At 41.3% G+C, this 14,147-nt stretch carries 13 protein-coding genes and 1 other RNA gene; 6 read left to right on the forward strand and 8 right to left on the reverse strand.

Annotated elements, in window-relative coordinates:
- The first annotated feature begins 5 nt into the window (after window positions 1-5).
- Entirely contained in the window at window positions 6-887 is an 882-nt protein-coding gene (locus ABJF57_RS15785; protein WP_462232294.1) for a sterol desaturase family protein, read from the forward strand.
- Window positions 888-1,274: 387 nt separating this feature from the next.
- Here ABJF57_RS15785 and ssrA read toward each other — a convergent pair.
- Window positions 1,275-1,675, reverse strand: a transfer-messenger RNA (tmRNA) gene (ssrA, locus tag ABJF57_RS15790).
- Window positions 1,676-2,015: 340 nt separating this feature from the next.
- On the opposite strand from ssrA, the gene ABJF57_RS15795 reads away from it, so the two are divergent.
- The 3 genes from ABJF57_RS15795 to ABJF57_RS15805 all read left to right on the forward strand — a co-directional run bounded on the left by ABJF57_RS15795 (window position 2,016) and on the right by ABJF57_RS15805 (window position 5,411).
- Window positions 2,016-3,578, forward strand: a complete 1,563-nt coding sequence (locus ABJF57_RS15795; protein ID WP_462232295.1) for a hypothetical protein — start codon at window positions 2,016-2,018, stop codon at window positions 3,576-3,578.
- Between the two features lie 40 nt (window positions 3,579-3,618).
- Window positions 3,619-4,734: a DNA polymerase III subunit gamma/tau gene (gene dnaX / locus ABJF57_RS15800; RefSeq protein WP_462232296.1), complete on the forward strand. Its 1,116-nt coding sequence runs from the start codon at window positions 3,619-3,621 to the stop codon at window positions 4,732-4,734.
- A 95-nt stretch (window positions 4,735-4,829) separates the two neighbouring features.
- Window positions 4,830-5,411 (forward strand): hypothetical protein, encoded by a 582-nt coding sequence (locus ABJF57_RS15805; protein WP_462232297.1) that lies wholly within the window; start codon window positions 4,830-4,832, stop codon window positions 5,409-5,411.
- A gap of 71 nt (window positions 5,412-5,482) precedes the next feature.
- Here ABJF57_RS15805 and ABJF57_RS15810 read toward each other — a convergent pair whose 3' ends face one another.
- The 6 genes from ABJF57_RS15810 to ABJF57_RS15835 form a co-directional block, all read right to left on the reverse strand.
- The gene (locus tag ABJF57_RS15810; protein ID WP_462232298.1) at window positions 5,483-7,270 is read right to left on the reverse strand and encodes a lytic transglycosylase domain-containing protein; all 1,788 of its coding nucleotides are present in this window, start codon (window positions 7,268-7,270) and stop codon (window positions 5,483-5,485) included.
- Complete coding sequence (locus ABJF57_RS15815; RefSeq protein WP_462232299.1) at window positions 7,267-7,905, reverse strand: O-methyltransferase; 639 nt, start codon at window positions 7,903-7,905, stop codon at window positions 7,267-7,269. The genes ABJF57_RS15810 and ABJF57_RS15815 overlap by 4 nt, the downstream gene beginning before the upstream one ends.
- A 17-nt stretch (window positions 7,906-7,922) precedes the next feature.
- Complete coding sequence (locus tag ABJF57_RS15820) at window positions 7,923-9,161, reverse strand: M16 family metallopeptidase (protein WP_462232300.1); 1,239 nt, start codon at window positions 9,159-9,161, stop codon at window positions 7,923-7,925.
- Window positions 9,162-9,220: 59 nt separating this feature from the next.
- The gene (locus ABJF57_RS15825; RefSeq protein WP_462232301.1) at window positions 9,221-9,757 is read right to left on the reverse strand and encodes a DUF4136 domain-containing protein; all 537 of its coding nucleotides are present in this window, start codon (window positions 9,755-9,757) and stop codon (window positions 9,221-9,223) included.
- A 120-nt stretch (window positions 9,758-9,877) separates the two neighbouring features.
- Window positions 9,878-11,107, reverse strand: a complete 1,230-nt coding sequence (locus ABJF57_RS15830; RefSeq protein ID WP_462232302.1) for an RNA polymerase sigma factor — start codon at window positions 11,105-11,107, stop codon at window positions 9,878-9,880.
- A 105-nt stretch (window positions 11,108-11,212) separates the two neighbouring features.
- Entirely contained in the window at window positions 11,213-11,548 is a 336-nt protein-coding gene (locus ABJF57_RS15835; RefSeq protein ID WP_462232303.1) for a YciI family protein, read from the reverse strand.
- A 119-nt stretch (window positions 11,549-11,667) separates the two neighbouring features.
- Here ABJF57_RS15835 and ABJF57_RS15840 point away from each other — a divergent pair, with 119 nt between their 5' ends.
- Both ABJF57_RS15840 and ABJF57_RS15845 read left to right on the forward strand, forming a co-directional pair.
- Entirely contained in the window at window positions 11,668-12,186 is a 519-nt protein-coding gene (locus ABJF57_RS15840; protein WP_462232304.1) for a GNAT family N-acetyltransferase, read from the forward strand.
- Window positions 12,187-12,247: 61 nt separating this feature from the next.
- On the forward strand, window positions 12,248-12,940 hold the full coding sequence (locus ABJF57_RS15845) for a hypothetical protein (RefSeq protein ID WP_462232305.1): 693 nt from the start codon (window positions 12,248-12,250) through the stop codon (window positions 12,938-12,940).
- An 8-nt stretch (window positions 12,941-12,948) separates the two neighbouring features.
- Here ABJF57_RS15845 and ABJF57_RS15850 read toward each other — a convergent pair whose 3' ends face one another.
- Window positions 12,949-14,142 (reverse strand): S8 family serine peptidase, encoded by a 1,194-nt coding sequence (locus ABJF57_RS15850; protein ID WP_462232306.1) that lies wholly within the window; start codon window positions 14,140-14,142, stop codon window positions 12,949-12,951.
- Window positions 14,143-14,147: the final 5 nt, after the last annotated feature.

A 14,147-nucleotide genomic window follows, 5' to 3' on the forward strand; every position in this document is an offset into this window, starting at 1 on the left:
TAACAATGGAAGAATATATAGATATAATAAAAAGTAGTTATGAAGGTTACGCTTCATACCTATGGAGGGAGATAACCACCCCAACCTGGCACAGCTATTTTTATTGGCTAATAGGAGTATCGGCCTTCTTTTACATATTAGAGCTTACAAAGCCTTGGAGAAAAGAACAGGCAAAATTCCGTAAGGACTTCTGGTTAGACTTTTTCTATATGTTTTTCAATTTTTTCTTATTTTCCTTGATTATCTACAATGCCGCATCCAATGTGGTCGTCCATTTTTTTAATGACCTCTTGGCCTCAATAGGCATTACTAATCTACTTGCATTCGAAGTGATGTCCTGGCCTACATGGGCGCATTTGATTATTGGGTTTCTCGTAAGAGATTTTGTGCAATGGTGGACACACAGGCTCTTGCATCGAGTTCCAGCTTTATGGGAGTTTCACAAGGTACATCACTCAGTAGAGCAAATGGGATTTGCGGCACATTTGAGATACCACTGGATGGAAAATGTTGTATACCGAACTATAGAGTATTTACCTTTAGCATTGATAGGTATTGGATTAAGGGATTTCTTTATCATTCATATTTTCACGCTAGCTGTAGGACATTTCAATCATTCCAATTTCAAGCTGAACCTAGGGCCTCTAAAATACATCTTCAATAACCCTCAAATGCATATATGGCATCACGCTCATGACTTACCAGATGAACGAAAATATGGGGTGAATTTTGGATTGACCCTTAGTGTTTGGGATTACTTGTTTAAGACAAATTATATCCCTCATGATGGTCGAGATATTAAGCTAGGCTTTCCTGGTGTAGAAGAATTTCCTAAAGATTTTGTTCATCAAAATTCACAAGGCTTTAAGAGCAACAAATCCTCTTAAAAAGAAATAAACTCAACAAATCTCTGTTCTTCTTACGTATTATTCATTTTGATCCAATTGAATCAAACATTGATTTTAAAGGAATTCCTATCGTGGAAAGCAAGAGAGAAATAGTAAAAAAAAATGAAGCATATCTAAATGACCTCCTTGGCTAATATTCATGAAATGAAACTGCTATGAAAAGTGAGTATATCAAGGAAAAAAATGAATTACCCCAATAAATAGAAAAGCCTCTTTAGATTAAATAATGAGGCTTTCAAGTGGAGTCGGAGGGATTACTCATACCCGCTCCATGCCCACAAGCCCTCGTGAAGCTTCGCTTTCGAACCCCCACTCGGGTTCCCATCCATAATGTTCAATAAAAAAAGCTGCACTAGGCAGCTTTTAAAGTGGAGTCGGAGGGATTCGAACCCTCGTCCAGCTAAGGAAACCATAAACCTTCTACATGCTTAGTTATTCTTTTAATCTCGAATCTCAGGCTGGCGAATAACTACCTACCTGAAAAACCAGTTACTTTATTTCACTCATGACCCGCAACACTGCCTTGAGCTAATCCTTATGTTCGACACCCCAATTCCTCGCCCTAAGGATAAAAGCAAGGTAGGATGTGACAGGGGGAACCTATATGGCTCAACCCTTAGTAACCTCTACTATTAGTTCGAGATTATGCTGCCATAGCGTAGTTAGACTCGCCAATTACAATTTTGAGCGCATTTATCATGGATGTACACTCCCCACCCAGCATGCTAGCGTATGCTTTGCACTTCCTGTCGATTCCGGTCGACCCCATTAAAACAAAGAACAAAAGCTAAATTCCGATACTCAAACAATGTCCTTTTCGGAATTCAAAAGGCAAAGGTATAAGATTAGACGCCCAATTGTCTGGGATGGTTTGGAATTGATCAACAAAGAATCAAAGTTTTTTGAAGTAGCTGTACAATTGTTGCGGCTGATGATTGACTATTGTTCCTCTAGACTTAAGTGCATCCAATACCTTTGAGTTTTTCGAATCTTACGCAAAGTCTATCCAGTTATCATTTACTGATCTTCTTTTCAAACGGAGATCAGCCAGCGGTAAGGATATGCTCAATCAATTGAGTCGTTTAACTTAGCTGAAAATCAGAAGCGATGCTAAGGATAAAACTCACCATTCTTTCGCTGCTATTTGCAATTATTGCAGTAGGGCAGCCCAAACTAAAAGATTACGAAATTGTATCTGGGCCATTTTTCAAAGTAGCCAAAAGATCCGTGCCAGTTGACTTTGTTGGATATGATCAAACAGGTTTCTATATGGCCTATGCCAAAGGAAAGATTGGTTCAGGAGAAGTCTCACTTTCAAAATTCGGATTCGACTTGGCATTGGATAAAGAATTGATCCTGACATCTTCAATCGGAGGAGAAAGAGCGTATTCTGGTCATTTATTCATGCTTGACAAAGAACTTTATCAAATCACCAGGTCAACCACCATGTCGAGTAAGAAGATTTACCTCCAAAAAATCAACAAAGAAGCCTGGGAATTGGAAGAACCAAGATTGATCGCAGAGATCAAGGAGGAAGGTCGTTCGGCATACACGGCAAGAATGGCGGTTCATTTTTCGAAAGATTCCTCGCACTTGGCGTTGGTTTATACGCTACCTAAAAAGGGTAAAGAGAATGAAGCTATTGGCGTCCATGTCTTCAATCGTTCGTTGGAAGAAATATGGACGCAGCGTTTTGAGCTGCCATACACCAATAAGTTGCTAGACTTAACAACGCACCGCCTGGATAAAAATGGGATTTTACACATCCTGGCCAAGCGGTTTTATGATAAAAGAAGGACTAAAGTAGATGGGGAAATAAACTACGACTACCTGCTGCTAAGTTTTGACAACACTGGTGCTATCGATTCTTTCAAGATCGAGTCTGAAGGTAAATATTTGAAGGATATGCAAATTGATATTGCAGAGAATGGAGATGTAATCAGTGCAGGATTCTACTCCGATCAGGGCACCTTAATGGTAGGAGGAGCATACTATTTACGGATGAATCCAGAAAACAGGGAAGTTTTAAAGAGCTCTTTCGTCGATTTCGAATCAGATTTTCTATTGCAGAATATGACAGAAGCAAAGGCGAAAAGAATAAAGAAGAAACTAGACAAAGGAAAAGATGTTGAGCTTCCTTTTTTCTTCATTGATGAATTTATTCTTGGTGATGACGGGAGTACCAAGATCATTGCAGAACAACGGCACATTTATACATTGACATCCTACACCCAAAACGGAACAATCACAACGACTCACTTCGATTTTGATGATATGATGATGCTCAACATCAACCCCGAGGGAGAATTCACCAACACCATACGTGTGGCGAAAAACCAGCACACGGTAAATGATGGAGCAGCGTTCTCATCCTATTCGGCAGCTTATAATGAGGATAACATGTATCTGATATTTAACGACAACTCGCTGAATGTAGATTACAATGGAGTGGGACGGGTGGCACCCATGCAAAAGAATAGTACGACAATGGTAATGATTGCCAGAATCGATAATGAAGGGAATCTGGTGAGGGATGCCCTGTTCGATAGAGGTGATGTGGAAACAAAAGTTAGACCTGCACTCTGTACACAACTCAATGATTCCGAAATGCTTCTTTTTGGACACAAAGGACTAAAAACTCAACGGTTTTTTTTGTTAAGATTTAAGTAAGCTTTTAAGTAAGCTTTTAGGATACTATCTTGCTCCCCAGATGGAAAACTTTGTGGTATCGGCACGTAAGTATAGACCCCTCGGTTTCGAGGAGGTAGTGGGGCAGGAGCACATCACGACCACATTAGAAAACGCCATCAATTCCAATCACCTCGGGCAGGCATTATTATTTTGCGGCCCCAGAGGAGTAGGGAAGACCACCTGTGCGCGAATCCTGGCAAAAACCATCAATGGATTTGAGAATGAAGGGCTTGAGGGTACTTCCAACTTCAACATTTTTGAGCTGGATGCTGCATCCAATAACTCAGTAGAAGACATTCGAAACCTGATAGATCAGGTGAGATACCCACCTCAGCAAGGAAAGTACAAAGTATACATCATAGATGAGGTTCACATGCTCTCCACACAAGCTTTCAATGCTTTTTTGAAGACGCTGGAAGAGCCGCCCGAGTACGCCATTTTTATTTTGGCCACTACAGAAAAGCATAAAGTGATTCCTACCATTCTATCCAGGTGCCAGATTTACGATTTCAATCGTATAGAAGTAGGCGATATTGTAAAGCAGCTCGAGAAGATCGCTTCAAGTGAAAAGGTAGATGCTGAGAATGAAGCACTTCATCTGATAGCCCAAAAAGCGGATGGAGCCTTGCGAGATGCACTTTCCATTTTCGATCTGATCACTACATTTTCGTCAGATGGAAAGATTACATATCAGGACACAATCAAGAATCTCCATATTCTCGACTATGACTATTATTTCAAGCTTGTAGATGATCTGCTCGCTCAAAATATGTCTGGAGCATTGATCCTGTTTGATGAAATTCTACGGAATGGATTTGATGGAAATAACTTCCTCAATGGTTTTCAGCAGCATCTGCGAAACCTGCTGATCTCAAAAGATGGACAGACCATCACACTTTTAGAAGTTACCGATAATTTAAAGGCCAAATATGGAGAACAGGCCGCCAAGTGTAGTCCTTCTTTTCTGTTGTCTGCTTTGAATATTTCCAATCAGTTTGAGCTCAACTTCAAACAGAGCAAAAATCAACGCCTACATGTAGAGCTTTGCCTCATGAAGCTGGCGCATCTTACCAGCGCCCTTACACTTAGCTCCACCGACAATGGGGCAAAAAAAAAAGACCACATAACGACGTAGAAGAGGGCAAACAACCTGCAGAAAAAGAGGAGGAAACACCTCAAAAGATTCCCGAAGAAATTCCAGTAGCTCCTAAAGAAGAACCTAAACAGGAAGTGGGTCCTATTCACGATGATGCTCCACCTCCACCCATGGAAGAACCGGCGGGATTGGCGAATGAGGTGGAAACCCCGATTGAACCATCCAAGCCCAGAGCAAGCCCTGTCTTGAAGCCTTCAACTTCAGGTAAACCAAAGGAGACACCTAGCATATTTGGGAAGAAGAAATCCAAAGAAGAATCTGACGAGGCATCACCACTGGCAGAGAAGCAAGCCGCGGAGTTTTCGGAGGAAGATTTACAAACCGTCTGGAAAGGATTTGCTGAGCAAAAAACAAATGCTGGAGATACCGAAAGATTGGTGTTAAGTAAGTCGGTTAAGAAAGGCGATAATCACAGTGTCATCATCATGCTGGGGAGTCAACTGGAGGTTAGCTTTTTGGAGAAGTTCGATACTGAGCTCGTACAATACTTCAGAACTGAGCTAAAAAATGATCACGTGGTTATCCGAACAGAAATCGCGGAAATGAAGGAAGAGAAAAAACTGTATACCAGTACAGATATTTTCGACTACATGGTCAAGCAAAATCCTGATTTAAAAGACCTGAAGGATCGCATGGGATTAGATTTTGATTATTAGCCAGGTGTGGCGCTATACCAATACGCTCTTCTGTTTCAATTAGTCGATAGACTTATTAAAATTCTAAATTCTTACTCCCCATAAACCTTCAAGTCTTGCCCAACATTGAGGTCAAAGGTTTTCATCTCGTTGAGATCCATTACCTCATCGACGGTCATGTCATACTTTCGTGAAATAGCATACAGGGTTTCGCCCGGCTGTACGGTGTGAGTGATGATGTTTTTGTCGACAGAGGCTTCCTCGATTGGTGCTTTCACTTGAATGTTTTGTCCCACCTTTAAGGCGTCCGGATCAGGAAGCTCATTCCAACGTAACAAGTCATCCATTTTTACTTCATAATGCTGTGCGATTCCCCACAGAGATTCTCCTGAAGCCACCGTGTGAATTTTGACTTTGCGTAATCGTTCCTCTTTCATATCTACTTGAGGGACTTCAATAGAAGGCATATCATCATCGATGACTTCTTCATCAGCTGTTTCTTGAGTAAATACCTCATCCTCGACTGGATTTGTGCTGGCTGTTGGCTTGGCGACAGGTTTGGTGATGATTGGATCAGTGAGTTCATGGTAGGCGATGGGCTCGCTGGAAGGTCTGGTTTTGTCCATCCAAAGCACTCTTCCTGGCTTAAGCTCGTCAATGATACTCATCCGGTTTCTACTCGCCAATTTGCTCAATTTGATGCCGTATTGCTGAGAGATTTCCCAAAGTGTCTCATTCGATTTAGCTACATGAAATCCGACTTTGGCCTTTCCTTTTTTGCTTTTGATGTAATAAAATTCATTCGAAATGACTTTATCAGCGTCACTCATGTCATTGTATTTCCTGAACTTCTTCTCTGCAATGCCGGCTCTTGCCGATATGCTGTGAACATCGTCTGTGTCTCTCGCTAAAATCGATGGAACGCCATTCAGCGGGATGATAGTTGACTTGTTTGCTTCAGTGATCCCTGGCGTTAGTTCGGTTGGGTAGATTTTGGATTTGGGTGCTGAGATTTTATTCTTTTTCGCCGAATTCTCCGCAACCAATTTTTTAGGAGGAGTGCCCTTTTTCGGCACCATTACCGAGTAAGTTTTATCTGTAGGAACAGATCCACGCATCAGCCATTTATTGTATTTCTTAAGTTCCTCAACATCTACTTTTTCTTGCCGGGCGATTTGCTCAAGTGTTTTTCCTCCGGCATTGGTGATTTCCTCCAGCCAGATACCTTCTGAGTGTGGGAGACCAACGGATGGGGTAAAAGCTACTACATTAGCGATGAATTTTTTTAGATACCAATAGGTGTTTGTTGTTATAGTCAGTTTTTTCTTTCCGTAGTTCGATTTGTCTGTATGCTTTTTCGCTCCTCCGGCACCTGCCTGGTATGCAATCACCGCATAGGCCCAATTGTCAAAGTAGAAATTGTTTGAGTTGAAATATTTGCCGGAACCGCGAGAAGCGGAAACGATATTTAGCCGCTCATCTACTTTACGATCTACAACTAGTCCAACTTCCCTTCCTGTAAAATCTTTGAATTGCCAGAAACCAACGGCATTGGCTGATGAAACAGCATCAGAGATTAGGGCACTTTCTTGGATAGCTAGAAACTTAATTTCATCTGGAATTCTGGCTTTTTTATGTTCTCTTTCAATGTAAGGAAAATACAGATTCATTCGATCGACAATGATGCCATAGTAAGTCTGGCTTTTTGTGAGTCGATCTACTTCTTCTTGAATTTGCCTGCGAGCAGATTCATTGATGGTCAGGTGCACATCGCCAATGGTCATCTCCTTAGGAACTGTCTGGCCAAGTGTAGTTAGGCTTATAAGCAAACACGCTAGCCAACTTGTAACTTGTAACTTATAACTAGAATCCTTTCTCATATTTTTCTTAATATCATCAGTCCGTCACGGATCGGAAATAAAACGTTCTGTACTCTTGAATCCGTATGCATTTTAAGATTGAAGTCGCGAATGGATTCGGTAGCCTTGTCATGCTTGCTTGTATCAAACACTTTGCCACTCCAAAGCACATTATCAGCAATGATAAATCCTCCAGTATTTACCTTATCAATTATTAGATCAAAATAATTGGAGTAGTTCTCCTTGTCAGCATCAATAAAAACAAGATCCCATCGTGCATCTAAACTTGGGATCACCTCCATGGCATTTCCCACATGCATGTTTATTTGATGTGCAAAATCTGATTTTTCGAAATACTGCTTTGCACGTACGGAGAGTTCTTCATTATTGTCAATGGTGATAAGCTGACCATCTGCTTGCATACCTTCAGCCAGACAGAGTGCTGCATATCCTGTATAGGTTCCTATCTCAAGAATATTTTTTGGCTTGATCATATGTGAGAGCATGGACAAAACTCGCCCTTGGAGGTGACCCGAAAGCATTCGAGGTTTCAATACATGGAGGTGCGTTTCCCTGTTGATCTGCTGTAGCAAATCAGATTCAGGCTCGGAGTGATCTTCCACATATTTCTGAAGATCGTCTGCTAGAAATTCCATGTACGTAAAGATAAGTATTATTCCGGCAGATATGTCAAGGCACTCATCTGATCGGATGGTAAATAACTTGTGGCCAGTTCTTGGATTTGACCAGATGTAATGTTGTCGATTTTTTCAAAAACACTGTTGATGTCAGGTACCTTGTTGAGGTCTAGCTGGCTTTTGGCCATCATCAGCATGATGGCATTTTTGTTTTCCTCCGAAAGCGCCATCTGCCCTTTGATTTGATTTTTGGCCTTATGCAGTTGCATGTTTCCCAAAGGTTTGGTTTTCATTGCCTCTATTTCCCGTAAGATGATCCGTTGGCTCTTCTTGAGATTTTTAGGATCGGTTGCAAAATAAACAGCAAACTGTCCTACTTCTAAGTAAGGAGCATAACTGGCATCCACCCCATAAACCAAACCGTGCTTTTCCCTCAAGCTGAGATTCAAACGAGAGCTCATGCTCGGACCTCCTAGAAGGTTGACCAAGAAAAAAAACGGTATGCGGTTTGGATCCTTGATACTTAAAGAAGGCATGCCCATGGCAAAATGCGCTTGCGTGATGGATTTCTTAATTTCTTTCCTGTCTGGTGTATAGCCGGAAAACCAACTCCGGTCAGGCGTATGATTTTTATGTGGGATGTCTTTCAGATATTTTGTGGCAAGCCGTTGGATTTTCTTAGCTGAGTAATTTCCTACGCTGGAAAGGATGATCTTCTCCGTATTCAGATTCCTGTTCAGAAAAGATCTAAAATCACCTTTTTGAAAAGATTTAACGGTTTGTTCGGTTCCAAGAATATTTCGCCCCAGTGGATGATTTGGAAAAAGTAGCTCATCAAATTCGTCCTGAATGGAATCTTCAGGGGTATCCCGATACATACTCATCTCCTCCAATATGACACTTCGTTCCTTTTCTATCTGCTTTTCTGGAAATGTAGAATTGAATGTGATGTCACATAAAAGCTCCACAGCCTTATCTAAATGAATATCTAGTAAAGAGGCGTAGAAGCAGATCTTTTCCTTGGTAGTATAGGCATTTAACTCACCGCCCAGGGATTCTAACCGATTGATGATGTGATAAGAACTTCGCTTTGAGGTGCCTTTGAAGGCCATGTGTTCCAGAAAATGCGCAAGTCCCTGTTCCTCTGGAGATTCATCACGACTACCCATGTCCAGCATGATGCCCACGTGGGCGATTTTAGTGTGATTTACCTCTTTATGGATGATCCGAATGCCATTCGGTAACTCGATCAGCTCGTATTCCTTCTTGCTCATTGGAGCGCAAAGGTAGGCTTTACTTGCTAGTAATGTGCTGTGCGATTAAAGTATTGAGACTATTTAGGCACAGCGACTTCTGGCAGCTTCTTCATCGCTTTTTCAACAGCTGCCCAAATCTCAGTCTTATCATAAACAGGGTTTAATTCCATATACCGAACAGCATTTGACCTCCAGACGATTTCAGATTTTTTTCGATCGATTATATCTATGATTAAGCTCCCTTTCAAAAATCTTTCATAGGTTGGGTATGCTTGATCCATCCATCCAATTTCAGGCATAAATCCATCATACGTATCCGCTATTTCTGCGGAATCTTCTTTTACAATCATGAAAAAGTTGACGACCAAATCTGAGGAGTCATCGCTCTGTTCAAATCCCTTCTGATACATATTGTAAGCTACTGCATTAGCGATTTCGTCTGCTACTTTTTGATCGTACAGGTAGTCGGGTCCTTGATAAGTGACTTCACAGCCTTTCATCCAGCACCAGGTTTTGTACGCCTCGAATGAGTGCTCCGGTTTTTGATACGTTTTTACTGTGACAGCACATCCGGAGAGCATAAGGATCGTGAAAATTATTGCTAGCTTTTTCATGGTTCTTAACTTTGGTGCAAGATATGAAGTAAGGGATTGTTTTTAGTGATACGGATCAGCTAGATGGATGAATTATGTCAACTGCACCAGCTTCTGCTTAAAAAGAGAATAGGTTGTCGATTACTTAATTTTCGAAAATTTCATTCTCAAATAGCTCTTCTCCTTTTCATTTTTCGTCAGATCAATGGCTTTATGAAGCGCTTGTATTGCTTCATCATTATTGCCCAGCTTATGTAGCATTTCGCTTTTTATGGCATAAAAAAGATAGTACTCATCAAAGAATTGGGTTGTTTCCAAACGTTCGATCTCCTTTACTCCGAGTAGTGAACCGTGAACCTTCTCAAGAGCAACGACTCTGTTCAACTCCACAATTGGACTGGGAGTTATTTGCAGCTGAAGATCATAAAGCGCAAGAATGTTTTCCCAATCGGTATCTTCGAAAGTTTCGGCACGACAATGGGTGGCACTAATGGCCGCTTGAATGAGGTATTCGTTGATAGCGCCTTCCTCAGAAGCATGATTGAGGGATGTTAAACCTAGCTGAATCAATTCTTGATCCCATTTCGACCGATCTTGATCTTCCAACGAGATCGGATTCCCTTCTTGGTCTGTGCGAGCAGAAAATCGCGAAGTATGGAAATACATAAGGGCGATAAGCGCATTTGCTGCGGGTGTATTGCATATTTCACTTTGCAACAATACCTGATTCAAGCGGATAGCATCTTCGCAAAGCTCTTCACGAATGAGATTCTCCCCCTCAGCGGACTTGTATCCCTCATTGAAAAGCAAATAGATGATCTTAAGCACCATGTCCAGGCGGTTCTCGATCTCATGAGCTGGTGGAAGGAGTAGCTTTATTTCGTCTTTCTTGAATTTCTTTTTTGCTCGAGTGTATGCCTTGGCCACAGTCTCTTCCTTCTTGAGTAATGAACTGGAGATTTCACGAATAGACAATCCCCCCAAAATTTTAAGCGTAAGAATGATTTGATACTCCTGACTCAACGAAGGATGGCAGCACGCAAACATCATCCGTATCATGTCATCATTGATGGATTCCAGCGATAGGTCTTCATTCATTTCTTCTGCTAGTTCCGGTACTTCTTGATTATTCGTTTTTTGATTCCTCCTAAGCTGATCGATCATTTTGTTTTTAGCCACACGAAAAATCCATCCGGTTGGGTTGTCAGGGATTTGGGCGTAGGGCCAGGTTTGCATGGCCTTAATCAATGCCTCTTGTACACTGTCCTCAGCAAGCTCAAGGTGGGACGCACCAAACTTGCTGGTAAGATGCGATACGGCCTTACCATATTCTGTTCGAAAGAAGTGATCTACGAGCTGTGATGTTTGCATTGAATGAACTAGCAATTAGATGTCATCCTGAACGCAGTGAAGGATCTTTTTTACATTGGAAGTTAGATCCTCGTTTCACTCAGGATGACAATTTAAAGAAATTGATCAAACACCCATGTCGGTGATAATCTCTCTTACTTCGGTGGTTCCACCAAATTCGAAAATCGGGCAGTCTTTGGAAAGTTCAACCGCATGATCCAGATCATTGGCATCCAGGTGCACGTAGCCCCCTACGATTTCTTTTCCTTCAGTGAACGGTCCATCCGTGACAATTTCACCACCTGGGCCTACCACTTTTCCTTCTTGCTGAAGTGGATATCCTTCTGCTTTTACTTTGGCCATCCATTCTCCCCAACGCTGCATGTGGGCTTGCATTTGCTCAGGTGATTGATCTGCAAAACCTGAATCGCCGCCTCGGAATACATATAAATACTTTTTCATAGTCTTAAAGTTGTCTTTTGTTAAGTTAAATATTTCACTAGAGACGAAGAAAAAGATTGAAAATGGACACTAGAGAATTGAATATTTCTTTCTTTTTTTGAAAAATCATCACAACGTCCATGATCGAATTTGAAATTGCGGATAATAACTTTTCGACACAGCTAGTTCAATTCTGGAGGGAAAGCTTTCTAGCGGCTTATTCAGATGTCCATTCAGCAGAAAACATTCAAGCATACTTTTCAGCTAGTTACACCATAGAGGAGGCCAATAAAATGCTTTCGAGTGAGCATTTTTTTTGCTTAAAGGCCAATCGAAATCAGCAAACAGTTGGAATAGCTATTGTCAATTATCGTAGATGCTCATTGAATGAAGGGCTAGATACCGCAGAACTGAAGCATTTATATTTGCTTCCATCGGCGTATGGGACTGGCCTTGCGCATAAAATGATGGACGAAGTATTTCGGAGTGTGAAGAAGGAAAGTAAATCTCATGTATGGTTAAGTGTCTCCAAGCTCAATATACGGGCTCAACGATTTTATAAGAAACTTGGATTTGAATGTATCGGAGATGGAGATGATATTCACGTTGGGAATGAGGTGTTGGCGAGTTTAATCATGATCAAAAAGTTAGTCAACTGATGGCATTACCTCTTTGATTTGAGTCATTTGATGAGGTAATTTTGCAGTTGAATTTAACACAATGAAATCACCAATCTTAAGAACCTTGTACATTTCCATTTTCTCATCTGTGCTGATGATTTCATGCACATCTGATGACGGACCGGACTTTGACACAAATACCAATTTTCTGGATTACCTGGTCTTCTATGACAGTGATTTGAATAGTACAATCATTACGGCAGAGTTTAAAAAAACGGATGTCTTTGGTAGTAACATTACACTTGAAAAAAATGAATCCATAACTTTTAGAGGTGAGGAGCTAACTTACGATGAAAGCAAGGTTTTGTATTCTAAAGAATATGCAGGATTAATAACATCAGGGGATATTGTATATACTAGTTCAGAAGGAAAAGTGTACACAAGTTCATTGGTAGAATACCAATCCGTAGATTTTTCTCAGGCGATTTCAAGCTTTTCAAAAAGTAATGGCTTAGTGATAAGCTGGACGGGAGAGCCGCTGGTCGAGAGGGAATTTATAGAGTTTTTAATAGGTGTGCCTGAGCAGAATAATTTTGCTGGCCTGGTTTTAGAAGAAGAGGGCACTGCCGATTTAGTGTTAAAGAGTGAGGACATGGCAGGACTTACATCAGGTACTTGGCCTGCGTATCTCCAGCGTGGACAGCTAACATATCCCCCAGATTTGACAAGCGTTGGGGGAAGAATTGTAACAAAATATCGGTCCAAAACCATCGAGATTGAAGTGACGGAGTAATTAAAAAATTAATCTTCCCATACCACTTCCAAACTTCCACCTTCCCAAATCACTGTGCTTGTGTCAGCGCCTTCTTTTTGTTTGATTTTTACTTTGGTTTTATCCGTCCGTATAATTTCTTTCTTAAGAACCTTCCAGCCTTCTTTGTGGTAGACCGCTACATATATTGAAGGGGCATCTAACTCAACACTAATGGACTTTCCTGTGGTACCAATTTCAGGACCAAAGAAAATACCTTCAGGCTTTATAATTAATTCTAATGCTCTTTTGCTATTAGGCACACCATAGCCGATATAATTATTTGGAGACATTAGGTTTCCGGCATCCATAATTATTTTCTTAAGTTCAATCCTAGTTAAGGACGGATCCTTTTCAAGAAGACAGGCTGCAAGTCCAGTTATTATTGGTGCAGAAAAAGAAGTGCCGAGCGACGAATAGCAGGAGATTTCTGGTTTCACGTAATCGAGCCAGTCAGGGCCTTTAGAACTATAACCCATCGCATCCCACACCTTAATCTTTGTTGCACCTACAGTTAATGCATTTTCAGCATCCCCAGGGGTGCCTACTATTTCCCACTTTTTATTGCCGTCGTTTCCAGCAGCTACTACAAACAAAATTCCATGCGCTTTTGAAATACGATCTATGGCTTGAGTCAAAATGGTGCTTTTGCCATCCATTTGATTGCGCGAATAATTTTCACGCTTATCATTGAATCCGAAATTGTAACCCAATGAGATGTTAATGATCCGAACACCTTCTCTTGCCATCCACTCCATTGCTTCAATGGCGTATTTTTCTTCTTGCCTACGCTCATATCCACCATGGTCGGTTCGAGCCAGATAATAAGTAGCTCCCGTTGCGAGCCCATATTGCACTCGCTTTTTTTCATTGTAGCCACCTATGAGCTCCCATACTTCCGTCCCATGGACATCATCAAAAGCAGCGCTACCCGTAAATTCCTCAGCATCAGGATCCAGATAATCCCGATATCCCGCCACTTGACCACTTTTAAACAACTTTTGAAGTGATTCTGTCTTGTTAGCTTTGAGAAACCCTCCATCAATAATCCCAATCTTCACGCCCTTTCCGGTAAGTCCGGCATCAATGATCGCTTGTCCGTTGATTTGCTCCAGCGCAAAGCCTAATTGCTGAGCAGATAGCGGTATGGAGAGAAAAAGAAATGCTAATTTTAGCCACCTCATGAATA

The sequence above is a fragment of the Ekhidna sp. genome, assembly GCF_039940915.1.
Taxonomy (GTDB): domain Bacteria; phylum Bacteroidota; class Bacteroidia; order Cytophagales; family Cyclobacteriaceae; genus Ekhidna.

Bases quoted from the DNA above. Each gene is read 5' to 3' on its own strand.
- ABJF57_RS15785 (WP_462232294.1), top strand. From the start codon at position 6: ATGGAAGAATATATAGATATAATAAAAAGTAGTTATGAAGGTTACGCT.
- ABJF57_RS15795 (WP_462232295.1), top strand. From the start codon at position 2,016: ATGCTAAGGATAAAACTCACCATTCTTTCGCTGCTATTTGCAATTATT.
- dnaX (WP_462232296.1), top strand. From the start codon at position 3,619: ATGGAAAACTTTGTGGTATCGGCACGTAAGTATAGACCCCTCGGTTTC.
- ABJF57_RS15810 (WP_462232298.1), bottom strand. From the start codon at position 7,270: ATGAGAAAGGATTCTAGTTATAAGTTACAAGTTACAAGTTGGCTAGCG.
- ABJF57_RS15815 (WP_462232299.1), bottom strand. From the start codon at position 7,905: ATGGAATTTCTAGCAGACGATCTTCAGAAATATGTGGAAGATCACTCC.
- ABJF57_RS15820 (WP_462232300.1), bottom strand. From the start codon at position 9,161: ATGAGCAAGAAGGAATACGAGCTGATCGAGTTACCGAATGGCATTCGG.
- ABJF57_RS15825 (WP_462232301.1), bottom strand. From the start codon at position 9,757: ATGAAAAAGCTAGCAATAATTTTCACGATCCTTATGCTCTCCGGATGT.
- ABJF57_RS15830 (WP_462232302.1), bottom strand. From the start codon at position 11,107: ATGCAAACATCACAGCTCGTAGATCACTTCTTTCGAACAGAATATGGT.
- ABJF57_RS15835 (WP_462232303.1), bottom strand. From the start codon at position 11,548: ATGAAAAAGTATTTATATGTATTCCGAGGCGGCGATTCAGGTTTTGCA.
- ABJF57_RS15840 (WP_462232304.1), top strand. From the start codon at position 11,668: ATGATCGAATTTGAAATTGCGGATAATAACTTTTCGACACAGCTAGTT.
- ABJF57_RS15845 (WP_462232305.1), top strand. From the start codon at position 12,248: ATGAAATCACCAATCTTAAGAACCTTGTACATTTCCATTTTCTCATCT.
- ABJF57_RS15850 (WP_462232306.1), bottom strand. From the start codon at position 14,142: ATGAGGTGGCTAAAATTAGCATTTCTTTTTCTCTCCATACCGCTATCT.